Genomic DNA, 21,229 nt, shown 5'->3' with positions numbered 1-21,229 from the left:
CCTTTATGCTAATGCGAGTGACTCTCATTCGCGGTTGCAACTAGAAGCGGCGGGCGGGGGCGTCAACCCCGTAACGAGCGTGCGAAGACTGGCGGGCCGGATGTGCCATGCGGAAGCACCGACTCCGCTCGACGGCGGCTCGTCGCGGCGTTAGAGCGTCCGGTCATGCAAAAGCGTCCGCAACTTTCCGTCGTCATTCCCTGCTACAATGAAGAGGCGTGCCTCGAGATGCTGCACGGCCGCGTCTCGGCCGCCGCGCGTGCCGCGGTGGGCGACGATTATGAGATCGTGCTGATCAACGACGGCTCGCGCGACCGCAGCTGGGAAGTGATGCAGCGCATCTCGGCGACCGACCCGAAGCTCATCGCGATCAACCTGTCACGCAACCATGGCCATCAGCTCGCACTCACCGCCGGGCTCGACCTGTGCTCGGGTGAGGAGATCCTCGTGATCGATGCCGATCTGCAGGACCCGCCCGAGCTGCTGACCGACATGCGCGCCGCGATGCGCTCGCAGGGCGCCGATGTCGTCTATGCGGTGCGCCGCAAGCGCGACGGCGAGACGATCTTCAAGAAGATCACCGCCGCCTTCTTCTACCGGATGCTCGACCGGATCACGGACACGCCGATCCCGCTCGACACCGGCGACTTCCGCCTGATGACCCGGCGCGCGCTCGATGCGTTCCTGTCGCTGCCCGAACAGGCGCGCTTCATCCGCGGCATGGTCGCCTGGGTCGGCTTCAGGCAGGTCCCCTTCCCCTATGACCGCCACGAGCGCCTCGCCGGCGAGAGCAAATACCCGCTCGGCAAGATGATCCGCTTCGCGCTCGACGCAATCACCGGCTTCTCGACCGCACCACTGCGCTTCGCCAGCCATGTCGGGCTGGTGCTGACCGGCCTGTCGGCGCTGCTCGTGCTCTACATCGTCGCCGGCTTCCTGATGGGCGCCGCGATCCCCGGCTGGACCTCGCTGATGCTCGTCGTCGTCGTGCTCGGCGCGGTGCAGATGTTCGTGCTCGGCATGATCGGCGAGTATCTCGGCCGCCTCTATGTCGAATCGAAGCGCCGCCCGCTCTACATCGTCGCGGATGTCGCCGGACCGGTAATGGGCCATGCCCGCCTCGGCTACCGCTTCGAGGACAGCGCCGAAGCCCGCGAATTCGCCGAGGATGCCGCGAAGGACAGCTGAGCGGCGCTCAGCCCTTCGGCCGCGCCAGCACGATGATCGACAGCCCCGGCGGCATCGGCAGCCGGCCGAGCAGATGGCGCTCGAGCCCGAACACCGTCTCGAAGGCAGCGTTGAGCGGCTTGGGCGGGGGCGAATCGTCGCTGTCGTCCTTGCCGGTCAGCTTGCCGACGAAGCGCGCCGCCACCGCCACCGGGAAGAGCAGCGAGTTGAACCAGCGCAGCTTCTGCCAGCCCAGCCCCGCCTTTTGCAGCGACGCCGCCAGCGACGCCTTGGAGTAACGCCGCTTGTGGTGGTTCACCACATCGTGCGCGCTCCACATCCACTGGTGCGCGGGCACGGTGATCAGGATCTGCCCGCCCGGCTTGAGTACCCGCGCGATCGCCTGCAGCGCCGCGACATCGTCCTCGACATGCTCGATCACGTCGAGCACCGCGACCATGTCGTAGCTGTCGTCGGCCACGCCGGCGAGCTCGGGCAAAGGCGACGATCCGACCTTCTTGCCCAGCCGCTCGCTCGCCTGCGCAGCGGCGGTCTCGTCGATCTCGATCGCGTCGATCTCGCCGAACTGCGCGAGCATCGGCAGATTGTGGCCGGTGCCGCAGCCGATCTCGAGGATGCGCGCGCCCGTGGGGATCGCGGCATAGCGCTTCAGGTAATCGGAAAGGATCTCGCGGCGCGCGCGATACCACCAATGGGTGGTGTCATGCGCTGCCATGCGCTCATAGACGATGCGGTCCATCTTACTTGAACACCAGATAGCGGTTGAGCGCGAAGGTAATGACCGGCGTCACGAAGACGGCGGGAAGCAGCGGCACCCAGGTCGGCTGGTGCATCGGCCCGGTGAAGACCCAGGTGAAGAACGCGTTCATCGCCATGCCGACCGACTGGACCGCGATGAACTTGGACTGGGTGCCCACGCCGCCCTCGGCCTCGTGCCCCTTGAAGCTCCAGCGGCTGTGGAAGACATAGCCGAACACGACCGCGACCAGGAATCCCGCGATCGAGGCGAGCACCGGCGGGATCGCATAAGTGGCGAGCGGCCAGTAGACCAGCGCATAGACAAAGGTCGATGCCAGGCCGACAATGCCGAACCGGACGAGCTGTCCCAGCACGCCGTTCGCCCACATCTCTTCAAATCGCTTGATTACTGCCGTCACAACCGCTTGCCCAAGAACCGAAGGCGGCCCTAATGCGTGCGACGGAGCGAGGGAAGCGATTTTGAAGCCAGACGCATTGGGCGGGTTCCGCCTCGACCAGGAACTGGACCGCAACTGGCTGCGCTGGATGGCCCTGTTCTGGGTGACCGTCGTCGCCTGGTTCCTCTACGATCGCCAGGGCAATATCTACTGGCTGCTGCTCGGCGACACCGACGACAATATGCGTCTGATGCAGGTCCGCGCCTGGCTGGCCGGCCAGGGCTGGTATGATCTGCGCCAATATCGCCTCGATCCGGCGCTTGGCGGCTTCGACATCCACTGGTCGCGCCTTGTCGACCTGCCGATCGCCGCGCTGATCCTGTTGCTCAAGCCGTTTATCGGCATCGTCGCGGCGGAAAAATGGGCGTGCGGCCTCGCGCCGCTGCTGCCGCTGTCGGTCGCGATGATCGGGCTTTCGCTCGCCGTGCGCCGCCTCGTTGCGCCTTGGGCCTGGCCGGTGGCGCTGATCGTGCTGATGGGCTGCACCTCGACCATGTCGATGTATGCGCCGATGCGGATCGACCATCATGGCTGGCAGCTCGCCTTCCTCGCGCTCACCGTCGCCGGCCTTGCCGACCCCAGGCGCGCCCGCGGCGGTGCCGTGGTCGGCCTGTCGAGCGCCGCCTCGCTCACCATCGGGCTCGAGCTGCTGCCCTATTGCGCGATGGCCGGCGCGATCATCGCGCTGCGCTGGATCTGGGACCGCGAAGACGTCCGCCGGATGCAGGTCTATGGCCTGACGCTCGGCGGCGGCTCGGCGCTCGGCTTCGCGATCTTCGCCTCGAACGCCAACCAGGTGCTGCGCTGCGACGCACTCACTCCGGTCTGGCTCAGCGTGATGGTCGCCGCCGGCGCGCTGTTGTTCGGCCTGTCGCTGCTCAATCCTGCCAATCGCTGGGTGCGCCTCGGCCTCGCCACGCTCGCCGGCGCGATCATCGTCGCCGGCTTCGCGCTCTGCTTCCCGCAATGCCTCGGCCGCCCCGAACAGGTCTCGGACGAGCTCGCCAACACCTGGCTCAACAATGTCCGCGAGGCGCGGCCGATCTACAAGCACGCCTTCAAGACCGCCTTCCCGATGGCCGTCCTCCCCGTGATCGGCGTGCTCGGCGCGCTCTTCGCCACCTGGCGCGCGCGCCGCAGCGAGGCGCTGGTCGGCTGGGCCGCGGTAGCGCTGTTCACTGCCTTCGCCAGCGCGATGCTGCTCTGGCAGGTCCGCGCCGCGCCCGCCGCGCAGATGCTCGCCGTGCCCGGTTCGGTAGCGTTGCTGGTGGTCGCCGTCCCGTGGTTCCTGAGCATCCGCGAGCCCTTCGCCCGCTGGATCGGCGAGGTGCCCGCGCAGCTGCTCGGCGTGCTGCTCCGCGTGTTCGGCACGGTCGGCGCCTTCCTGCTGCTCTCCGGACTCTGGGCCGGGCTCGTCCCGCCGCTCTTCTCGGGCGACGGCGCCGCCAAGCCGGGCAAGCCCGCCCCGCCGGACAAGGTCGCCGCCGCCAACAATGCCTGCGCGCGGATGAGCAATTTGCGCATGCTCAACGACGTGCCCGCCGGGATAGTCTTCACGCATGTCGATCTCGGCCCGCGCCTGATCACCGTGACGCATCACAGCGGCATCGCCGGCCCCTATCACCGCAACGGCCGCGCGATCCTCGACGTCCACCACGCCTTCACCTGGGCGACTCCGAACTTCCGCCCGATCGCCGCCGCCCATAAGGCGCAATATCTGCTGATCTGCCCGGACATGTCGGAGACGACGCTCTACCGCGCCCGCGGTCCCAACGGCTTTTATGCGCAGCTGGTCAAGGGCCAGGTGCCCAACTGGCTCGAGCCCGTGTCGCTGCGCCTGGGCCCGGCAGGCAAGCCGCTGCCGTTCAAGCTGTGGCGGATCCGCTATGATTTGCCCGATGTGGCGGTGAAGCCGGCGAAGTAACTTCTCCCTCTCCCCTCCGGGGAGAGGGCCGGGGAGAGGGGAAGTGCGACGCACTCTCCCCCTCTGCCCCTCTCCCCGGAGAGGAGAGGGCTTAAAAGCTCAGTGCCCCGTCACCGCCCGCCCGGCGACCAGCGCGGCGCTGATCCCGTCGATCACGAACTGCACCGCCAGCGCGCCGAGCAGCACGCCGAGCAACCGCGACACCACCGCCTCGATCTTGGCACCCACCACCCGCATCAGCGGCCCCGCCGCAAGCAAAGCCAGCAGCGTCAGCAGCAGTATCGCCGCCATCGCCGCGAGCACCACCGCGGTGCGCTCCAGCCCATTGTTCTGCGACATCAGCAGCATCGTCGATGCGATCGATCCCGGTCCGGCGATCATCGGCATCGCCATCGGGAAGATCGAGATATCGGTCGGCTCCTCGGCCTTGATCTTCTCGGCCCGGTCCTCGCGCCGCTCGGTGCGCTTCTCGAACACCATTTCGAGCGCGATCAGGAACAGCATGATGCCGCCGGCGATCTTGAAGGCGTTGAGGCTGATGCCCAGCGCGCGCAGCAGCCCTTCGCCGAACAGCGCGAAGCCGAACAGGATGACCGCAGCGACAAAGACCGCGCGCACCGCCATTGCGCGGCGATGCGCCACGCTGGTCCCCGCGGTCAGCCCGGCGAAGATCGGCGCGCAGCCGGGGGGATCGATCACCACGAAGAAGGTGATGAAGGTGGAGACGAAGAGCTCGATCATGGGGTCTCCGCCGCTACCACGTCATGGACGACCTGGGTCATCCCGTTGCCGTTCCAGATATTTGCCGAAAAGTCGCGGCTCCCATCGGCTCGCACGGTCCACTTCCAGATCAGCGAAGTATCTTTGGACAGGCCTGAGCCGACCTTGCTGATCCGGTCATTGTTACCGCTGGGAACATAGATTCCCCCGCAGACCGCGCGCACGATTTTCGGCTCCAGGGGCTTTTCACGCGGCGCGTTCGTCACATCGCCATGATCCATGACCCACTTCCAGCCGCCATCCGCCTGACGCTGCCACACCGTGGTGAAATAGCCGACGGTGCCGTTGGGCCGCTTCCAGCCCCCGGTATTCACCGCCAGCGTGCCGTCGCACGAGACATAGCTTTCGGTCGGCCACCATTCGACGGCCTTGGGCGGGTCGGCCTTGCCCTTCATCCAGTCCAGCGCCTTCACAGGCCCCGGCTGGAACATCACCGCGTCGGGTGCAGCGGTCTCGCGGAACGCGGTCCACTGGCCCTTGGCCTGCGCTGCCGCGGCAAAGGCGCGCTCGGCATCCACCGCGCTTTGCGGCGCGGCCGCCTGGAGGATCAGCGCAGCCAGGATCATATCGTCCCCTTCTCCAGCGGCACCCCGGCATTGCGGTGCGCCGCGACCAGCGTGTTGCGCAGCAGGCAGGCGATCGTCATCGGCCCGACGCCACCGGGCACCGGCGTCACTGCGCCGGCAACGCTCGCCGCGCTGTCGAAATCGACATCGCCGACCAGCCCGTCCTCGGTGCGGTTGATGCCCACGTCGATCACGCAAGCGCCCGGCTTGAGCCATTCGCCCTTGACGAAATGCGCGCGGCCCACCGCCGCGACGACGATGTCGGCATGCTTGAGATAATGCGGCAGGTTGCGCGTGCGCGAATGCACGAGCGTCACCGTCGCGCTCGCCCGGGTCAGCAGCGCCGCCATCGGCTTGCCGACGATGTTCGAGCGGCCGATCACCACCGCGTCGAGCCCGGACAGGTCGCCCAGCCGGTCTTCGAGCAGCATCAGGCAGCCGAGCGGCGTGCAGGGCACGAAGCCGTGCAGCCCGGTCGCCAGCCGCCCGGCATTGACCGGGTGGAAGCCGTCGACATCCTTGTCCGGGTCGATCCGGGTGAGCACCGCCTGCTCGCTGATATGGCCGGGCAGCGGCAGCTGAACGAGGATACCGTCCACCGCCGGGTCGGCATTGAGCTTGTCGACCAGCGCGATCAGCGTCGCCTCGGTGGTGTCGGCGCCGAGCTTGTGTTCGAAGCTCTCCATCCCGGCTTCGCGCGTCATCTTGCCCTTGGAGCGGACATAGACCGACGAGGCGGGATCCTCGCCGACCAGCACCACGGCCAGCCCGGGCGCGCGCCCTGCCGCCGCCTGGAATGCGGGAACCAGTTCGCCCACGCGGGCACGCAGCCCCGCGGCGAACGCCTTGCCATCGATGATCTCAGCCGTCATGCGCCCCGCCATAGAGGTGTTGCGCGATCTCTTCCAGCGCTGTGGGGTCGCCGGTGACACGAAGTCGCTTGAGCCGGCTGGTCTCGCCCGCGATCAACGTCACGGCACGCTTCGCCACGCCGAAGGTCACGGCGACCAGCGGCACCAGCGCCGCATTGGCCGCCCCCTCCACCGGCGGCGCGGCGAGTCGGGCGGCGAAATGGTCTTCAGTGCCTGCGGCAAAACCATCGCGGGAAGCCCGCGGCGTCACGCGGACCGCGATCTCCACGCCGTCCGCGATGCGCCGCCAGGCCGGCATGACGGGCTAGTAGGTTGTCGCCGCGACTTGCGCGATCAATGTGCTCAGCACGAAGCGGTCGATGACGTAGATGATGATGATCACCACCAGCGGCGTCAGGTCGAGCGCACCGAAATCGGGCATCAGCCTGCGGATCGGCCGGTAGATCGGCCCGGTGATCTTGTCGAGCGCGTTCCAGATCGAGCGGACGAACTCGTTGTAGAGGTTGATCACGTTGAACGCGAGCAGCCAGGAGAAGATCGCCTGCGCGATGATGACGATCCACAGCAGCCACAGCAGGAACTGGGCGATCTGGAGGATCATGAGCAGAAAGGTGTTCAAGGCGATCTCCGCGAGGGGTTCTTGCCCTCAAGATTAGGGAATGCGGACGCCCGCAACAAGCCCGGCGCCCGCGGGCGCTTGCAATGTAGGATTTCGCCTGCTGGGCTGGCGCGGCCGGGCTTCGGCCTCGCCGCTCTTTGACGCTGTTGGAAAGATAGGATCAGCCCCCCGCAATCCGATTGCGCGAAGCCCCGAATTTCACGCGCGATCCATGCCGGCAGTGCGCGAGTTTCGTGAAGTTTGGGCGGCACCCGGCCGAGTCGGCGCCGCGCCGATGTTGGATCAGGCGTGGACCAAAGTGCCCGCGCCCTGCCGGGTGAAGATCTCGAGCAGCATCGCGTGCGGGATGCGCCCGTCGAGGATCACCGCGGCGTCGACCCCGGCCTGCACCGCGTGCACGCAGGTTTCGACCTTGGGGATCATGCCGCCCTTGATCGTGCCGTCGGCCTTGAGCGCGGCGACGCTGTCGGGATTGAGGTCGGTCACCAGTTCGCCCGACTTGTCGAGCACGCCCGCCACGTCGGTCAGCAGGAAGAAGCGCGACGCTCCGATCGCGGCGGCGATCGCACCGGCCATCGTGTCGGCGTTGATGTTGTAGGTATGCCCGTCCGCGCCGAGCGCGATCGGCGCGACCACCGGGATGAAGTCCTGCGCCGCCAGCGAGTGGAGGATCGCCGGGTTCACCGCGGTCGGCTCGCCGACAAAGCCCAGGTCGACATGGCGCTCGATACCCTGGAGCGGATCGGCTTCGCGACCCGTCACCTTCTCGGCGGTGACCAGCCCGGCGTCCTTGCCCGAGATGCCGACAGCCCGGCCGCCCGCGGCGCCGATCCAGCTGACGATCTCCTTGTTGATCGATCCGGCGAGGACCATCTCGGCGATCTTCGCGGTCTCGGCATCGGTAACGCGCAGCCCGCCAACGAAGTTCGATTCGACGCCGAGGCGCTTGAGCATCGCGCCGATCTGCGGCCCGCCGCCATGGACGACGATCGGATTGATGCCGACTGCCTTGAGCAGCACCACGTCCTCGGCGAAGTCGCGCTGCAGCTCGGGATCGCCCATCGCGTGGCCGCCATATTTCACGACGAAGGTCGCCCCGGCATAGCGCTGCAGATAGGGCAGCGCCTCGGTGAGCGTTTCGGCCTTGGCAAGCAGCGCGGGATCGGGGGCGTTGGTCATGGCGGCCCCATAGGGCCGACGCGCCCGTCCCGCAACTTTGTCAGCGGAAGACCGGGGTAGCGCGGTAAGTAGCAAGCCAGTTGTTCGAGCCCCGGCATTCGCTCATCTCGCGCGCCTCGGTCATGCGGAAGCCCTTGCCGTCCCAGACATAGCGCGCACTGTCGCCGCAATCGCCGACGCCGCGCCCCTTGGCATAGCTCGAAAGCACCCCGTTATCGAAGCCGGCATTGGTCAGCATCTCGTCGCCGCCATCGACATCGGCGCGCTCCACCTTGCCACCCGCCACGATGAAGGCGACGGTGCTGTAATTATAGGCCCCCGCACCGCATGGGAGCAGCGCCAGCGTCTTGCCGCCGCCCAGCGCATAGGTCTCGACCTCGGGCACGCTCTCGGCGCCGTCGTACAGCCCTTCGCAATCGCTCTGCTTCTCCATGCTGGCGCGCATTGCCTTGGAGACGCTGGCCGCGGTGCCCGAGGGGCGCAGCGCGGCAATCCGCTCGGGTGCCTTGGCGGCGGGCACTGCACTGGCAGGCTTGCCCCCCTTGGCGACCACCGCCGTCACCGTGCCGGCGCGGCCCTGGTCGGCGTCGATATGGCGCAGTGACGCTGAGGAGCCGGCAAGCGAAATCCGCCCGGTGACCTTGCCGGCGCCGTCGACCAGGGCCAGCTGCTTGCCACCCGGCATGGCGGCGGCGATCCGGGCAGCATCGGCGCCCTTGAAGGTCACGCTGTCGGCGCCCGCCGTCGCCGTCGCGATCGCGGTCTCGTCAATCCTGACGGTTACCTTGCCGCTCAGCTTGCCGGCAGGCCAGACCTCGACGGTGAACCCGCCCGCTGGCCCGGCCTCGCGGGCCACGGACATGCTTGCATCATAGCCCGAACCATCCTCGGGGATGACGTCGTCGCCGGGCCAGAGCGAGGTCATCTCGCAGCCGTGCAGATTGTCGCAGGCGACGACCCAGTCGCCGTAGAGCTTTTCGGGACCATCTTGCGCGGCTTGGGCGGTGAGGAGGAGAGCGAGGAGCAGCATGGCGGCAAGCCTAGCCGATCGCCGTGCGAATCGATAGGAGCGACCGCGAAGGAGAGACGGCATGAAGACGGTTGGCGTGATCGGTGCGGGGCAGATGGGCGCGGGCATCGCGCAGGTTTCGGCCCAGGTGGGCTATGCCGTGCTGCTCTCGGACGTCGATCAGGCGCGCGCCGAAGCGGGCAAGGCAGGCATCGCCAAGCAGCTCGCCCGGGCGGTCGAGAAGGAGAAGATCAGCTCCGCCGATGCCGACGCAGCGCTGGCCAACATCGCCTGCGTCGCCGGCACCGACAGCTTCGCGCCCTGCGACCTCGTCATCGAGGCGGCGACCGAGCGGGAAGCGATCAAGCGCCAGATCTTCGAGAGCGTCGGCAAGGTGCTCGGCAAGGACGTGATCCTGGCGAGCAACACCTCGTCGATCCCGATCACGCGCCTCGCCCAGGCCTCGCCCGATCCGGCCCGCTTCATGGGGGTGCACTTCTTCAACCCCGTTCCGGTGATGGGCCTGATCGAACTGATCCGCGGCCTCGCCACCTCGGACGCCACCGTCGCCGCGGTCGAGAAGTTCGGCCAGTCGCTCGGCAAGCGCATCGTCCATGCCAACGACGCCCCGGGCTTCATCGTCAACCGCGTGCTGATGCCGATGCTCAACGAGGCGTGCTTCGCGCTCGGCGAGGGCGTGGCGACGATCCCGGACATCGACGCCGCCTGCCAGCTCGGCCTCAACCATCCGATGGGGCCGTTCACCCTGGCCGACTTTATCGGGCTCGACACCTGCCTCGAGATCACCCGCGTACTGTTCGAGGGCACCGGCGATCCGAAGTTCCGCCCGGCGCCCCTGCTGGTGAAATATGTCGAGGCCGGCTGGTACGGTCGCAAGACCAAGCGCGGCTTCTACGACTATACCGGCGCCGAGCCCGTGCCGACGCGCTAGGCGCCGGCACGATCCTGGGCGGCGAACTCGGCCTGGCGGTCGAGCGCCCATTTGGCCAGCGTGTCGAACGGGATCGCCGCGAGAAAGGCGATCCCCGCCCGCCCGCTATGCGCCCAGCGCACGACGCCGCGGTGCGGATCGAGCCCGCGGATGCCGAGCGTCACTTCATCGCCTTCGCGCAGCAGATCGGTCTCGATCTTGGCACCCCCCTGCGACACGTCGACCAGGGTGAGCGACTGGCGCACCCCCTCGGCATGCAGGCACACCGGGCAGGCGATGCGCAGCCGCGGCATGCGCTGGGTGAGGCCCGGCTCGCCATGGATCGGGGCGTGGAGCACCTCGAGCACGTCGATCCGTTCATCGAACTGCACGCCGACCATGCCGTCGTCCGACCAGGCGACCCGGCCCGAAATCTCGTGGCCCGAGCGGATCTCGACCTGCACCGGCTCGCCGGGGGCCAGGCTGGTGTGGAGCTTGCCCATCAGCCCGCCGGGCGAGATGTTGCGGATCAGGCACAGCGCCTCGAAGCCCGACCATCGGAGCATCGCCGAGCGATAGACCGAAATCTTCGAACGATCGTCATTGCGGCGGTCCATGACAGGCACTTCAGGCTGGAAGGAGATTTCGGTGCGGATAGCGTCCTCCGGCGGCGTGAGAATGACCTTGGGGTCATATGCCGCCGCCGGATTTCCGGCACGTTTCGTGGGTGCTACGAGGCGTGGTAAATGGCCGGCTGACCGTTCCACGCCCGGACGCACCGGCTGAAAGGCGAGCGCCAGGCAATCGCGCACCCGGCTGAGCGCCTCTTCACCCGGCGTGGGTGGGGGTTGCCGCAGGATACGCAGCGGCGGGCGGGGGCCCGAGCCCGAAAATGGAATCAAATTGGTCACGCGTTACTCCAGAAAATCCCCGGAGAGCGCACAACGACAACCGCATCCGCGGCAAAACCGCGGGATGAGTTTTCGATGGCGCGCGACCCGCTCTCCATCCGATGTCGATTATTCTCGGCAGGATCGGCGCGCCCCCCGGCGCAGCGTCGTTCCTGCAACGTTACGAAGATTTTACGGGCCGTCCGGTATCCAAAAGGTTAACGGGCGGCCCGAAAATGATCAGGGGAGCAGCAGCCCCGCCAACGCCGCACTCATCAGGTTCGCCAGGCTGCCCGCGAGCAGCGCGCGCAGACCGAGCTTGGCGATCATCGGGCGCTGGTTGGGCGCGAGGCTGCCGGTGGCCGCCATCTGGATCGCGATCGAGCTGAAATTGGCGAAGCCGCACAGCGCAAAGGTGATGATCGCACGCGTGCGCGGCGCGAGATCGGTCATCGCACCGAGATCGATAAAGGCGACGAACTCGTTGAGCACGACCTTGGTGCCGAACAGACCGCCCGCTGCGGTCGCCTCGTGCCAGGAGATGCCGAGCAGATACATGACCGGCGCGAAGATCGTGCCGATGATCTTCTGGAAGCTGAGATTCTGCAGGAACCCGGCCCAGGCGGCATGGCCGCTCAGATCGTAGATCCAGTTGCCCGCCCCTGCGAGCAGGCCGTTGGCGAGCGCGACCAGCGCGACGAAAGCGAGCACCATCGCGCCGACCGCGACGGCGATCTTGACGCCGGTCGAGGCGCCCGACGCAGCGGCCATGATGATGTTCGCCGCGCGCTCTTCCTCGACATCGGCTTCGGCGACCTTGATCGCCTCATCCTCGACATTGTCGCCGAGCGGCAGCTCGCCGTCCTTCACCAGATCGTCAGGCATGATGATCTTGGCCATCAGCAATCCGCCGGGCGCTGCCATGAACGAAGCCGCGAGCAGATACGGCAGCGAAGCCGGGCCGAGCAGACTGGCATAGGCGGCGAGGATCGTGCCGGCGACGCCGGCCATGCCGACGCTCATCACCGCGAAGAGCTGCGAGGGCGTGAGCCGGGCGAGATAGGGACGGATGACCAGCGGCGATTCGCTCTGGCCGACGAAGATGTTGGCGGCCGCGCACAGCGATTCGACCTTGGTGGTGCCGACGACCTTCTCGATCGCTCCGCCGATCCAGCGGATCACGAACTGCATGATGCCGAGATGATAAAGGATCGAGACGAGCGCAGCGAAGAAGATGATCACCGGCAGCGCGGCGATCGCGAAGCTCTGGCCGCCAAGCTCGGGCTTGGCGAGCGGGCCGAACAGGAAGGCAGTGCCGGCACCGGCATAGCCGAGCAGCGCCGAGACACCGCCCGAAAGCGTGTGCAGCATCGCCTGGCCCCAGCTCGTGCGCAGCACCAGCGCCGCGATGCCCGCCTGAAGGACAAAGGCCGCGCCGACGACGCGCAGATTGATCCCGCGCTTGTTCGACGAGAACAGGAAGGCGATCGCAAGGATCGCAACCACGCCGAAAATGCCGATCGGAAACTGATTCAACTGCCCATACCCCCAAGGCAAACGCCCAAGCCTCTCAACATACACGCTCGATACCGCATGGCCAGAGGCAGCCGACTCCGTTCCCCGCAAGCGCCGGCCTGCGGAAAGTCCCGAAAGTCACAACATCCTTGCGCATGATCGCGCCCCCGCACGCGCAGGCGAACGCTCCGCGGTCCCGCCCGGCGAGGTCAGCCGGCAGGGGGGAGAAAAGGATGGAAAGGTTCGAAGCTTCGTCGACCCGAATAGAACATATAGAGAACAATGTCAAGCAGAAACTGCCAAGGACTTGCAGCGCAGGCATTTCCCGCTAGCGTCCCGGGATGGACACTATCCGCATCCCGCGTTCGCTCTTCTTCCTGTCGATCTTCTATGGCGGCATGGTCTGCATCGCCGGCGTTCTGGGCAACAAGCAGGTCGCGCTCGGCCCGATCTCGCAGCTCGGCACCCTGGTCGGCGTGGGCCCGCTCGCGGTGGAAGCGGGGATCTTCGCCTTCCTGCTGCTCGTCTCGGTGTCGAGCGCTGTTGCCGAACTGCACGGGCCGGACACGGCGCGGCGGCTGGTGCTGTTCGGCTTCGTGCCGCTGGTCACCTCGGTACTGCTCTCCTACCTTGTCCTCCAGCTGCCCGCCTCGCCAAGCATGGCGCCCGACCGGCTGCACGCCTTCGAGATGATGATGAGCGGCACGCCGCGCATCTGGCTGGGCGGGATCATCGCCTATGGCATCTCGCAGATCCTCAACGTCACCATCTTCTCCGCGCTCAAGAGCGGCGGCGGGCGGCTGTTGTGGCTGCGCGCCGCGATCGCCTCGGTGCTGAGCCAGATCGCCGATACGCTGATCTTCGTCTCGGTCGCCTTTTACGGCGTGTTCCCGATCGGCGAACTGCTGGTCGGCCAGATGCTGAGCAAGGTGGTGCTGAGCATCGTGCTCGTCCCGGCGCTGATCTACTTCTTCGTCGCCATCGGCCGGTCGCTGGACGGACGCCGCGGGCTGAACTGAGGCCGGGGCAGATAAGCAGCCCTAGCGCCTAAGGTGCTCCCCGGCGAAGGCCGGGGCCCAGCTGCAATGTCATTCGAGGGGTTGGCGCACCTCGCGGAGTTCACCGATACTGGGCCTCGGCCTTCGCCGGGGAACAAGATGGTGCACAATCAACCGCCTTCCCCAATAGCACCATGCCTTAAGGCGCCATGCGCAGCGGCTGGGCTTCGCAGAGGATCAGCGCGAACCAGTCATTCTCGTCGGTCCATTCCTCGAGCGGTGTCCAGCCGCCGGCGCGCAGCAACTGGCGGGCGCCGTTGCGGCCATATTTGTGGCTGTTCTCGGTGTGGATCGTCTCGCCGGCTGCCATCGCGAAGGGGCGGCCGTCGACCGTGAATTCCATGTCGCGCACCGCCTCGAGATGCATCTCGATCCGCGCGGCATCGTCGTTCCACAAGGCGACATGGCGGAAGGCCTCGACGGGAATCGTGCCGCCAAGCTCACGGTTGATCCGCTCGAGCAAATTGAGGTTGAACGCCGCAGTGACGCCCTGCGCATCGTCATAGGCGGGGACGAGTACTTCCGGCGCCTTGATCCGGTCCATCCCGATCAGCAGCCGCGCGCCCTCACCCAGCCAGTCGCGCATCGCGCGGAGCAGGTTGACCGCGTGATAGGCCTGCATGTTGCCGATCGTCGAACCGGGGAAGAAGCCAAGCTTGGGCATGGTCGCGACCTGCTCGGGGAGCGGCACCGGCCGCAGGAAATTGGCCTCGACCGGATAGACCGGCAGTCCCGGAAACGCCTGGCCGAGCTCGGCGGCGGACTGGCGGAGGAAATCGCCCGAAATGTCGATCGGCACATAGGCCGCGGGATCGATGGCACGCAGCAGCAAGGGCGTCTTGACCGAGGAGCCCGAGCCGAACTCGACCACCGCCGCGCCGCGCGCCGCCAGCGCACCCAGCTCGGGGCCGGTCTGGCGAAGCAGCTCGGTCTCGGTGCGGGTCGGGTAATATTCGGGGAGCTGGGTGATCTCCTCGAACAGCTCGGAGCCGCGGCGATCATAGAACCAGCGTGCGGGGATGGCGCGCGGGCGCGCCTCAAGGCCGCTCAGCACATCGGCGCGGAAATGCGGATCGGCGAGACTGGTCTGGCCGTCTTCGAGTTCCTGCTTGAGCATTACAGATCCTTTGCCAGGCGCAGGCCGGTGAACTGCCAGCGCTGATGGGGATAGAAGAAGTTGCGGTAGCTGGCCCGGCTGTGCCCCCGGGGGGTGGCGCAGGACGAGCCGCGCAGCACGAACTGGCCGCTCATGAACTTGCCATTATATTCGCCGACCGCGCCCTCGGCCGGCTTGAAACCGGGATAGGGACGGAAGGCGCTGCCGGTCCATTCCCAGACATCGCCGAAAAAGGCCGGACCGCCCGCCGAGGGGCGCGGCTCGATTGCGCCGGCACCGTCGAGCTGGTTGCCGCCCTCGGGATCATGCGCCGCGGCGGCGGCTTCCCATTCGAACTCGGTGGGCAGGCGCGCGCCGGCCCAGCTGGCATAGGCATCGGCCTCGAAAAAGCTGATGTGGGTCACCGGGGCGGCGGGATCGACCGGGCGGCGGCCGTCGAGGCCGAAGCGAGTCCAGCTACCGCGTTCCTGGCGCCAGTAGAGCGGCGCCTCGATCCCCTCGGCCTTCACCCAGGCCCAGCCGTCCGACAGCCAGTGGCGCGGGTCGGCATAGCCGCCATCGGCAATGAACGCGGCCCATTCGCCATTGGTGATCGTGCGGTCGGCAACGGCGTGTGGGGTGAGCAAGGCCTGGTGGCGCGGGCCCTCGCAATCGAACGAAAATGTTGATTCCGTTGACTCGCCTATCGCGACGAGGCCCGCCTGCCCCTCGATCCAGCCGATCGGGCCGGGCATCGCCACCGGGACCTTGGGGGCGCCCTGCCAGAGCGCGGGCTCGAGCGGGTTGACCGAGAAATGGTGGAGGATGTCGGTGAGCAACAGCTCCTGATGCTGCTCCTCATGGTTGCAGCCGAGCAGCACGAGATCCTGTGCGGCCTGCGGCAGATCGGGGAGCGCGGCGACGAGCGCGGCATCGACATGCGCGCGATAGGCGCGGATCTCGTCAAGGCTGGGGCGCGAGAGCATGCCCCGGCGCGGGCGCGCATGGCGCTGGCCCTCGGCCTCATAATAGCTGTTGAACAGGAACGGCCAGCGTTCGTCATGCAGCGCATAGCCCGGCACGTGATCGCGCAGCACGAAGGTCTCGAAGAACCAGGTGGTGTGGGCGAGGTGCCATTTTGCCGGCGAAGCGTCGTCCATCGACTGGATCGTGGCATCGGCATCGGAGAGCGGGGCGACCAGCGCTTCGCTCAGCGCGCGGGTACGGAGGAACTTCGCGCCAAGGGCGCTGGAAGCCGGAGCGGATCCCGTTTCCGTTCTCATTATGTTCTCCTAGAGGCGCGCGCCATCGCCGTCAACCGGGGAGATATAGGTGTCCGAAATGCCCCTGGTAGACGTGTAAACGTTACGCGACTGGCTTTTGTTCAGCCCGCGCCGAATAAGCGAGCAAAAGCAGCGGGTTCAGCGCGAAGCGCCGGGCACCCAGAGCACGTCGCCGGCTTCCCCCTGGTTCACTGCGCGGGCGGCGACGAACAGCAGGTCGGACAGGCGATTGAGATAGGCGAGCGGCTGCGGCGCTGCGCCCATCGCGACGGCGGTGCGCTCGGCACGGCGGGTGACCGCGCGGGCAAGGTGGAGCTCGGCCGCGCCCGGGGCACCGGCGGGCAGCACGAAGCTGGTCAGCGGCTCGAGCGCGGAATTGATATGGTCGATCCGCTCCTCGAGCCATTCGACCTGGCCCGGCAGGATGCGCAGCGCGCCGTCGATCCCCTCGGGCGTGGCGAGATCGGCGCCGAGGTCGAACAGGTCGTTCTGGATATGCGCGAGCATCCCGCCGAATGCGTGATGGCCGAGACGCGCGCGGGCGACGCCGAGCGCGCAATTCGCCTCGTCGACATCGCCGATCGCGGCCATGCGCAGGCTCGACTTGGAAACGCGCGAGCCATCGACCAGCCCGGTGGTGCCGTCGTCGCCAGTGCGGGTGTAGATCTTGTTGAGCTTGACCATCGGGCCCCGATACTCCTGCCGGGCGCGCGGCGAAAGCCGGGGATGACCCGGTCAGGCGTGGCGCGACCTCAGCAGCAACAGGCCGAAGCCGATGAAGATCGTGCCGGTCAGCCGGTTGAACCATTTCTTGAGCGCGGGCCGCGCGAGATGGCGGGCAAGACCGCGGCCGCCGAGCGCATAGACGGCGTACCAGAAGCATTCGACCACCGCGAAGGTGAGCACCAGGATCGCGAACTGCGGCGGCTTGGGCGCGGCGGCGCTGACGAATTGCGGGAAGAAGGCGGCGGCGAAGAGCAAGGCCTTGGGATTGGAGATGCTGATCGCGAAGCCGCCGCGGAAGAGCTGGGCGGCACTGAGGCGCTTGTCGGCGAGCGCGGTGTCGTCGCCGGGATCGAGCGGAGCAGGATCGGCGCGCCAGGCCTTGATGCCGAGCCAGACGAGATAGCCGGTGCCGAGCCAGCGCAGCACTTCGAACGCGCCGGGGATGGCGAGCAGCAGCGCCGTGAGGCCGGCGGCGGAAGCGGCGAGGATCGAGACGAGGCCGGCAAGGCAGCCGGCCATCGCCGCGACGGTGCGCCGCACGCCGAAGTCGACGCTGCGCTGGAGGATGTGGAGCATGTTGGGGCCGGGCGTTCCCGAAAGCAGGAACACGGCCATGACGAACAGCCACCAGGTCTGGAGAGTCATCGGATACGCCTTGGAACTTGCAGAAGAGGCCCGGGCGGGCCGGCGCGTCAGCTCTTGGCCGACAGCATCATCAGGATGATCGCGATGATGCCGATCGCGATCGCCTGGAACAGGATGCGTTGCTGCATCAGCTTTTGCGACTTGAGCGCGCGCGGGCTGGGGCCGTCGCCCTGGCCTTCGAGATCCTGGCTGGTGGTGCCCGCCATGTTCACCAGCCCCTTGATGAGGATGAACAGAGTCGCGAACATCGCGGCGACGAGCAGGATGGCGAGGAAGATCATCGCAGCAGCTTAGTCCTGTGCGGCGGCGATGCCAACCGGCAGTTGCCCGGCGCGCAACCGCTGGGCGAGCGCATGGCCATCGGCGCCGGCCAGCCGCATCGCCTCGAGGCTGGGCGCGCCGTGGCGCTTGGCGAGGCGGGTGCCGTCGGGGCCGAGCAGCAGCTTGTGGTGGCGGTATTCGGGCGTCGGCAGGCCGAGCAGCGCCTGGAGGAGCCGGTGGACATGGGTGGCGGCGAACAGGTCCACGCCGCGCACCACATGGCTGATGCCCTGCGCCGCGTCGTCGATCGTGACGGCGAGGTGGTAGCTGGCGGCGGCGTCCTTGCGGGCGAGGACGACGTCGCCTGCCGAACGGGGGTCGGCGAGGACCTGGCCGGCAAAGGCATCGTGCCACCTCAAATCCCTCTCCCATTGGGAGAGGGAGGGAGCCGACGCAGTCGGCGGAGGGGTGAGGGTCGAGCTGCCCTCACCCTTCCCGTCGCTGTGCGACGGGCCCCTTCCCTCTCCCGACGGGAGAGGGAGGTTCAGCGCCTTCTCCATATCGAGCCGCCAGCAATGGGGCTTGTCGAGGTCCGGCGCGGCAAGCTCGCGGCACGTCCCCGGATAGAGTCCGCCCTCCGGCCCGTGCGGCGCGGTGAGGCTCGCGGCGATGTCGGCGCGGGTGCACAAACAGGGGTAGAGCAGGCCCATGCCGCGCAGCCGATCGAGCGCATCTTCGTACAGGCCGAGCCGCTGCGACTGGAAGGTCACTTCGCCGTCCCAGCCGAGGCCGAGCCATTCCAGATCGCGCAATATCGCCTCGACATGCTCGGGGCGCGAGCGGGTGCCGTCGATGTCCTCGATGCGCAGGGTGAAACTGCCGCCATGCTCGCGCGCATAGTCGTGCGCCTGGATCGCGGACCAGGCATGACCCAGGTGCAGGCGCCCCGTCGGACTGGGCGCAAATCGGGTGTGGATAACCATCAAACCGGCCCTTGACCGCGAGTCGCGGGATATGGTGTCATCACCGCGTCACGCTTCTCGGCGAGATGCGTGCCACCATGTTTTGGGCGAGGGAGGCGCATGTATCATCCCGATCTGATCCGACATCCGGACAGCTGCCCTGCCCTTGTGCTCAACGCCGACTACACGCCGCTCAGCTATTATCCGCTCAGCGTGTGGCCCTGGCAGACCGCGGTCAAGGCGCTGTTCCTCGATAGGGTGGACGTCGTCTCCTATTACGAACGCGAGGTGCGAAGTCCCAGCGCGAGGCTGAAGCTTCCTTCGGTCATCGCGCTCAAACAATATGTCAGACCTTCGCAATTCCCCGCCTTCACGCGCTTCAACCTGTTCCTTCGCGACAAATTCTCCTGCCAATATTGCGGGACGCATCGCGACCTCACCTTCGACCATGTCATCCCCCGCGCCCAGGGCGGACGCACCACCTGGGAAAATGTCGCCACTGCCTGCGCGCCCTGCAACCTGAAAAAGGGCGGGCGCACCCCGCAACAGGCCGCGATGCCGCTCCACATCCAGCCAATCAGGCCGACCAGCTGGCACCTACAGGAGCATGGCCGGCGCTTCCCGCCCAATTATCTCCACGAGACCTGGCGCGACTGGCTCTACTGGGATGTGGAGCTGCTGGCGTAGGCGTGCTTCCGATTGCTCAATTTTCCCGTCACCCCGGACTTGTTCCGGGGTCCACCGAGCCGCACGCCATGCCGGTAGAGCCGCTCGCCCATGACTCGCCTCCCAGTGGACCCCGGCACAAGGCCGGGGTGACGAAGGTGGTATAGCGCGTTAGCATTCGGGCAAATGCGGGGAGACAATGGCATGAGCGGGTTCACGATCAATCGGCGCACGGCGCTGGCGCTTTCGCTGGGCGGCGCGAGCACGCTGGCCTTCCCGCGCCTCGCCTTCGCCGCGGCGCTCGACGAAGCGGCGATCGATGCGATCGTCCAGCCGTTCCTGACCGCGTTCGAGACGCCGGGCGTCGCGGTGGCGGTCGTGCGGCCGGGGATGCCGGCGTTCGTGAAGGGCTATGGCGTGCGCACGCTCGGCAAGCCGGCGCCGGTCGATGTCCACACCCGCTTCGGCATCGCCTCGCACTCCAAGGCGTTCACTGCCGCCGCGCTCGCGCTGCTGGTCGATGCGGGCAAGCTCGGCTGGGAAGACCCGGTGACGAAGCATTTGCCCGAGTTCCGCATGTCCGACCCCGCGGTGACGCAGATGATGACGGTGCGCGACCTGCTGGTGCATCGCTCGGGCCTGCCGCTCGGCGCGGGCGACCTGATGTTCTTCCCGGCGGGCAGCCATGTCGCGGCGGACGTGCTCAAGGCGCTGCCCTATCTCAAGCCGGCGCGCGGCTTCCGGGCGGGCTATGACTACGACAATATCCTCTACATCGTCGCCGGCATCCTGATCGAGCGGGTGGCGGGCATGCCCTGGGACAAGTTCGTCGAGAGCCGGCTGTTCGCGCCGCTCGGCATGACCGACGCGGTCGGATCGCGCAGCTCGCTCACGACCGACAACGTCGCGGGGCGGCATGCACGGCTGGGGCCGCCGGTGCGCGGCGTCGGCAAGCTCGAAGTGGTGCAGCCCGACGAAGGCAAGATGGTCGACGCCGCGGGCGGGATCAATGCGAGCATCAGCGACATGGCCAAGTGGATCCAGGTCCAGCTCGGCCAGGGCAAGCTGCCCGACGGCAAGCAGCTCTGGTCGCCGGCGCAGGCCAAGGAGATGTGGAAGCCGCAGACGATCACCTCGGCGAGCGACGGACCCACCGCGGACAATCCGGCGCGGCCGGTGCTCGCCGCCTATGCGCTCGGCTGGTTCGTGCAGGATTATCGCGGGATGCGGATGATCCAGCATAGCGGCGGCCTGTCGGGTCAGGTCACCTATACCGGGCTGCTGCCGTCGCGCGGGATCGGCGTGTCGGTGCTGAGCAATGTCGAGGAAAGCGTGTCCGCCGCAATCCGCAACGCGATCCTCGACCGGCTGATCGACGCGCCGGCGTTCGACTGGGTTTCGAGCTATCGCACCCGGCACAAGGCGGCGCAGGACGAGGCGCTGGCCGAAGTCGAAGGCGGGGTGGACAAGGCGCCGGCGGGCGCGCCGTCGCTGCCGCTCGCCGCCTATGCCGGGCGCTACCGCGATCCCTGGTATGGCGATGTCGTCGTCAGCCAGAAGGGCGGCAAGCTGTGGATCGACTTCACGCCGACCCCGGTGTTCAAGAGCGTGCTCGAGCCCTGGGGGCCGGACGCGTTCCGCACCCGCTTTGCCAGGGACGCCGGCGAGGACGCAGTAGTCAGCTTCGTGATCAAGGACGGCAAGGTGGCGGGCGTGACGATGAAGCCGCTCTCGCCGCTGGCCGACTTCAGCTATGATTATCAGCACCTCGCCTTTGTGCCGGTGCCGTAATCACTGTGTTATTGTAGTAATACAGATGCTGCGCTAGAAGGGCTCGCATGACCGCGGCGGATTCGACGATAG

Annotated in this window: 23 protein-coding genes; 6 read left to right on the top strand and 17 right to left on the bottom strand. The window is 67.4% G+C overall.

The window, feature by feature from the left end:
* Nucleotides 1-165 precede the first annotated feature (165 nt).
* Complete coding sequence (locus HZY97_RS17385) at nucleotides 166-1,188, top strand: glycosyltransferase family 2 protein (protein ID WP_180146751.1); 1,023 nt, start codon at nucleotides 166-168, stop codon at nucleotides 1,186-1,188.
* A 7-nt stretch (nucleotides 1,189-1,195) separates the two neighbouring features.
* Here HZY97_RS17385 and HZY97_RS17380 read toward each other — a convergent pair whose 3' ends face one another.
* Nucleotides 1,196-1,927: a bifunctional 2-polyprenyl-6-hydroxyphenol methylase/3-demethylubiquinol 3-O-methyltransferase UbiG gene (locus HZY97_RS17380; protein WP_180146748.1), complete on the bottom strand. Its 732-nt coding sequence runs from the start codon at nucleotides 1,925-1,927 to the stop codon at nucleotides 1,196-1,198.
* Between the two features lies 1 nt (nucleotide 1,928).
* Complete coding sequence (locus HZY97_RS17375) at nucleotides 1,929-2,345, bottom strand: GtrA family protein (protein WP_373684415.1); 417 nt, start codon at nucleotides 2,343-2,345, stop codon at nucleotides 1,929-1,931.
* Nucleotides 2,346-2,472: 127 nt separating this feature from the next.
* On the opposite strand from HZY97_RS17375, the gene HZY97_RS17370 reads away from it, so the two are divergent.
* The gene (locus tag HZY97_RS17370) at nucleotides 2,473-4,308 is read left to right on the top strand and encodes an AcrB/AcrD/AcrF family protein (protein ID WP_180147493.1); all 1,836 of its coding nucleotides are present in this window, start codon (nucleotides 2,473-2,475) and stop codon (nucleotides 4,306-4,308) included.
* Nucleotides 4,309-4,407: 99 nt separating this feature from the next.
* Here HZY97_RS17370 and HZY97_RS17365 read toward each other — a convergent pair whose 3' ends face one another.
* From HZY97_RS17365 to HZY97_RS17335, 7 genes are all read right to left on the bottom strand, one after another.
* Nucleotides 4,408-5,049 (bottom strand): MarC family protein, encoded by a 642-nt coding sequence (locus HZY97_RS17365; protein ID WP_180146745.1) that lies wholly within the window; start codon nucleotides 5,047-5,049, stop codon nucleotides 4,408-4,410.
* Nucleotides 5,046-5,654: a hypothetical protein gene (locus HZY97_RS17360; RefSeq protein WP_180146742.1), complete on the bottom strand. Its 609-nt coding sequence runs from the start codon at nucleotides 5,652-5,654 to the stop codon at nucleotides 5,046-5,048. Before HZY97_RS17360 ends, HZY97_RS17365 begins: the two co-directional genes overlap by 4 nt.
* Nucleotides 5,651-6,526: a bifunctional methylenetetrahydrofolate dehydrogenase/methenyltetrahydrofolate cyclohydrolase FolD gene (gene folD / locus HZY97_RS17355; RefSeq protein ID WP_180146739.1), complete on the bottom strand. Its 876-nt coding sequence runs from the start codon at nucleotides 6,524-6,526 to the stop codon at nucleotides 5,651-5,653. The genes HZY97_RS17360 and folD overlap by 4 nt, the downstream gene beginning before the upstream one ends.
* Nucleotides 6,516-6,824 carry a DUF167 family protein gene (locus tag HZY97_RS17350; protein ID WP_180146736.1) on the bottom strand — a complete coding sequence of 103 codons (309 nt, stop codon included), beginning with the start codon at nucleotides 6,822-6,824 and terminating at the stop codon, nucleotides 6,516-6,518. The genes folD and HZY97_RS17350 overlap by 11 nt, the downstream gene beginning before the upstream one ends.
* 6 nt (nucleotides 6,825-6,830) lie before the next feature.
* Entirely contained in the window at nucleotides 6,831-7,145 is a 315-nt protein-coding gene (locus tag HZY97_RS17345; RefSeq protein ID WP_373684414.1) for a YggT family protein, read from the bottom strand.
* Between the two features lie 282 nt (nucleotides 7,146-7,427).
* Nucleotides 7,428-8,324: an acetylglutamate kinase gene (argB, locus tag HZY97_RS17340; protein WP_180146732.1), complete on the bottom strand. Its 897-nt coding sequence runs from the start codon at nucleotides 8,322-8,324 to the stop codon at nucleotides 7,428-7,430.
* 40 nt (nucleotides 8,325-8,364) lie between these two features.
* Nucleotides 8,365-9,354 (bottom strand): DUF1176 domain-containing protein, encoded by a 990-nt coding sequence (locus HZY97_RS17335; protein ID WP_180146711.1) that lies wholly within the window; start codon nucleotides 9,352-9,354, stop codon nucleotides 8,365-8,367.
* A gap of 61 nt (nucleotides 9,355-9,415) precedes the next feature.
* Here HZY97_RS17335 and HZY97_RS17330 point away from each other — a divergent pair, with 61 nt between their 5' ends.
* Nucleotides 9,416-10,285 (top strand): 3-hydroxyacyl-CoA dehydrogenase NAD-binding domain-containing protein, encoded by an 870-nt coding sequence (locus tag HZY97_RS17330; RefSeq protein ID WP_180146708.1) that lies wholly within the window; start codon nucleotides 9,416-9,418, stop codon nucleotides 10,283-10,285.
* On the opposite strand, the gene HZY97_RS17325 is transcribed toward HZY97_RS17330, so the two are convergent.
* Both HZY97_RS17325 and HZY97_RS17320 read right to left on the bottom strand, forming a co-directional pair.
* Nucleotides 10,282-10,881 (bottom strand): PilZ domain-containing protein, encoded by a 600-nt coding sequence (locus tag HZY97_RS17325; RefSeq protein WP_180146705.1) that lies wholly within the window; start codon nucleotides 10,879-10,881, stop codon nucleotides 10,282-10,284. The two genes, HZY97_RS17330 and HZY97_RS17325, sit on opposite strands and share 4 nt — an antisense overlap.
* 513 nt (nucleotides 10,882-11,394) lie before the next feature.
* Nucleotides 11,395-12,690 (bottom strand): NupC/NupG family nucleoside CNT transporter, encoded by a 1,296-nt coding sequence (locus HZY97_RS17320; RefSeq protein WP_180146703.1) that lies wholly within the window; start codon nucleotides 12,688-12,690, stop codon nucleotides 11,395-11,397.
* Nucleotides 12,691-13,010: 320 nt separating this feature from the next.
* Between HZY97_RS17320 and HZY97_RS17315 the strand changes: the two genes are divergently transcribed.
* Nucleotides 13,011-13,688, top strand: a complete 678-nt coding sequence (locus HZY97_RS17315; RefSeq protein WP_180146700.1) for a queuosine precursor transporter — start codon at nucleotides 13,011-13,013, stop codon at nucleotides 13,686-13,688.
* A 178-nt stretch (nucleotides 13,689-13,866) separates the two neighbouring features.
* Here HZY97_RS17315 and egtD read toward each other — a convergent pair whose 3' ends face one another.
* The 6 genes from egtD to HZY97_RS17285 all read right to left on the bottom strand — a co-directional run bounded on the left by egtD (nucleotide 13,867) and on the right by HZY97_RS17285 (nucleotide 18,721).
* Nucleotides 13,867-14,844 (bottom strand): L-histidine N(alpha)-methyltransferase, encoded by a 978-nt coding sequence (gene egtD, locus HZY97_RS17310; protein WP_180146697.1) that lies wholly within the window; start codon nucleotides 14,842-14,844, stop codon nucleotides 13,867-13,869.
* The gene (egtB, locus tag HZY97_RS17305) at nucleotides 14,844-16,106 is read right to left on the bottom strand and encodes an ergothioneine biosynthesis protein EgtB (protein ID WP_180146694.1); all 1,263 of its coding nucleotides are present in this window, start codon (nucleotides 16,104-16,106) and stop codon (nucleotides 14,844-14,846) included. The genes egtD and egtB overlap by 1 nt, the downstream gene beginning before the upstream one ends.
* A 138-nt stretch (nucleotides 16,107-16,244) precedes the next feature.
* Complete coding sequence (locus tag HZY97_RS17300; RefSeq protein ID WP_180146692.1) at nucleotides 16,245-16,790, bottom strand: cob(I)yrinic acid a,c-diamide adenosyltransferase; 546 nt, start codon at nucleotides 16,788-16,790, stop codon at nucleotides 16,245-16,247.
* 51 nt (nucleotides 16,791-16,841) lie between these two features.
* Complete coding sequence (locus HZY97_RS17295; RefSeq protein WP_180146689.1) at nucleotides 16,842-17,477, bottom strand: LysE family translocator; 636 nt, start codon at nucleotides 17,475-17,477, stop codon at nucleotides 16,842-16,844.
* Between the two features lie 47 nt (nucleotides 17,478-17,524).
* Complete coding sequence (locus HZY97_RS17290; protein ID WP_180146686.1) at nucleotides 17,525-17,758, bottom strand: twin transmembrane helix small protein; 234 nt, start codon at nucleotides 17,756-17,758, stop codon at nucleotides 17,525-17,527.
* A 9-nt stretch (nucleotides 17,759-17,767) separates the two neighbouring features.
* Nucleotides 17,768-18,721 carry a glutamyl-Q tRNA(Asp) synthetase gene (locus tag HZY97_RS17285; RefSeq protein WP_180146684.1) on the bottom strand — a complete coding sequence of 318 codons (954 nt, stop codon included), beginning with the start codon at nucleotides 18,719-18,721 and terminating at the stop codon, nucleotides 17,768-17,770.
* 99 nt (nucleotides 18,722-18,820) lie between these two features.
* Here HZY97_RS17285 and HZY97_RS17280 point away from each other — a divergent pair, with 99 nt between their 5' ends.
* Together HZY97_RS17280 and HZY97_RS17275 are read left to right on the top strand one after the other, a co-directional pair.
* Nucleotides 18,821-19,387 carry an HNH endonuclease gene (locus HZY97_RS17280; RefSeq protein ID WP_180146681.1) on the top strand — a complete coding sequence of 189 codons (567 nt, stop codon included), beginning with the start codon at nucleotides 18,821-18,823 and terminating at the stop codon, nucleotides 19,385-19,387.
* A 183-nt stretch (nucleotides 19,388-19,570) separates the two neighbouring features.
* Nucleotides 19,571-21,157: a serine hydrolase gene (locus tag HZY97_RS17275; protein ID WP_180146678.1), complete on the top strand. Its 1,587-nt coding sequence runs from the start codon at nucleotides 19,571-19,573 to the stop codon at nucleotides 21,155-21,157.
* Nucleotides 21,158-21,229 lie beyond the last annotated feature (72 nt).

The organism is Sphingomonas sp. R-74633 (assembly GCF_013416555.1).
In the GTDB taxonomy this organism is placed as follows: domain Bacteria; phylum Pseudomonadota; class Alphaproteobacteria; order Sphingomonadales; family Sphingomonadaceae; genus Sphingomonas.
The sequence above is the reverse complement of the archived record's forward strand: the minus strand, read 5'-3'. Positions and strand labels throughout refer to the sequence as shown.

Coding starts and splice junctions, on each gene's coding strand:
- HZY97_RS17385 (WP_180146751.1), top strand. CDS start 166: ATGCAAAAGCGTCCGCAACTTTCCGTCGTCATTCCCTGCTACAATGAA.
- HZY97_RS17380 (WP_180146748.1), bottom strand. CDS start 1,927: ATGGACCGCATCGTCTATGAGCGCATGGCAGCGCATGACACCACCCAT.
- HZY97_RS17370 (WP_180147493.1), top strand. CDS start 2,473: ATGGCCCTGTTCTGGGTGACCGTCGTCGCCTGGTTCCTCTACGATCGC.
- HZY97_RS17365 (WP_180146745.1), bottom strand. CDS start 5,049: ATGATCGAGCTCTTCGTCTCCACCTTCATCACCTTCTTCGTGGTGATC.
- HZY97_RS17360 (WP_180146742.1), bottom strand. CDS start 5,654: ATGATCCTGGCTGCGCTGATCCTCCAGGCGGCCGCGCCGCAAAGCGCG.
- folD (WP_180146739.1), bottom strand. CDS start 6,526: ATGACGGCTGAGATCATCGATGGCAAGGCGTTCGCCGCGGGGCTGCGT.
- HZY97_RS17350 (WP_180146736.1), bottom strand. CDS start 6,824: ATGCCGGCCTGGCGGCGCATCGCGGACGGCGTGGAGATCGCGGTCCGC.
- argB (WP_180146732.1), bottom strand. CDS start 8,324: ATGACCAACGCCCCCGATCCCGCGCTGCTTGCCAAGGCCGAAACGCTC.
- HZY97_RS17335 (WP_180146711.1), bottom strand. CDS start 9,354: ATGCTGCTCCTCGCTCTCCTCCTCACCGCCCAAGCCGCGCAAGATGGT.
- HZY97_RS17330 (WP_180146708.1), top strand. CDS start 9,416: ATGAAGACGGTTGGCGTGATCGGTGCGGGGCAGATGGGCGCGGGCATC.
- HZY97_RS17325 (WP_180146705.1), bottom strand. CDS start 10,881: ATGGACCGCCGCAATGACGATCGTTCGAAGATTTCGGTCTATCGCTCG.
- HZY97_RS17315 (WP_180146700.1), top strand. CDS start 13,011: ATGGACACTATCCGCATCCCGCGTTCGCTCTTCTTCCTGTCGATCTTC.
- egtD (WP_180146697.1), bottom strand. CDS start 14,844: ATGCTCAAGCAGGAACTCGAAGACGGCCAGACCAGTCTCGCCGATCCG.
- egtB (WP_180146694.1), bottom strand. CDS start 16,106: ATGAGAACGGAAACGGGATCCGCTCCGGCTTCCAGCGCCCTTGGCGCG.
- HZY97_RS17300 (WP_180146692.1), bottom strand. CDS start 16,790: ATGGTCAAGCTCAACAAGATCTACACCCGCACTGGCGACGACGGCACC.
- HZY97_RS17295 (WP_180146689.1), bottom strand. CDS start 17,477: ATGACTCTCCAGACCTGGTGGCTGTTCGTCATGGCCGTGTTCCTGCTT.
- HZY97_RS17290 (WP_180146686.1), bottom strand. CDS start 17,758: ATGATCTTCCTCGCCATCCTGCTCGTCGCCGCGATGTTCGCGACTCTG.
- HZY97_RS17285 (WP_180146684.1), bottom strand. CDS start 18,721: ATGGTTATCCACACCCGATTTGCGCCCAGTCCGACGGGGCGCCTGCAC.
- HZY97_RS17280 (WP_180146681.1), top strand. CDS start 18,821: ATGTATCATCCCGATCTGATCCGACATCCGGACAGCTGCCCTGCCCTT.
- HZY97_RS17275 (WP_180146678.1), top strand. CDS start 19,571: ATGAGCGGGTTCACGATCAATCGGCGCACGGCGCTGGCGCTTTCGCTG.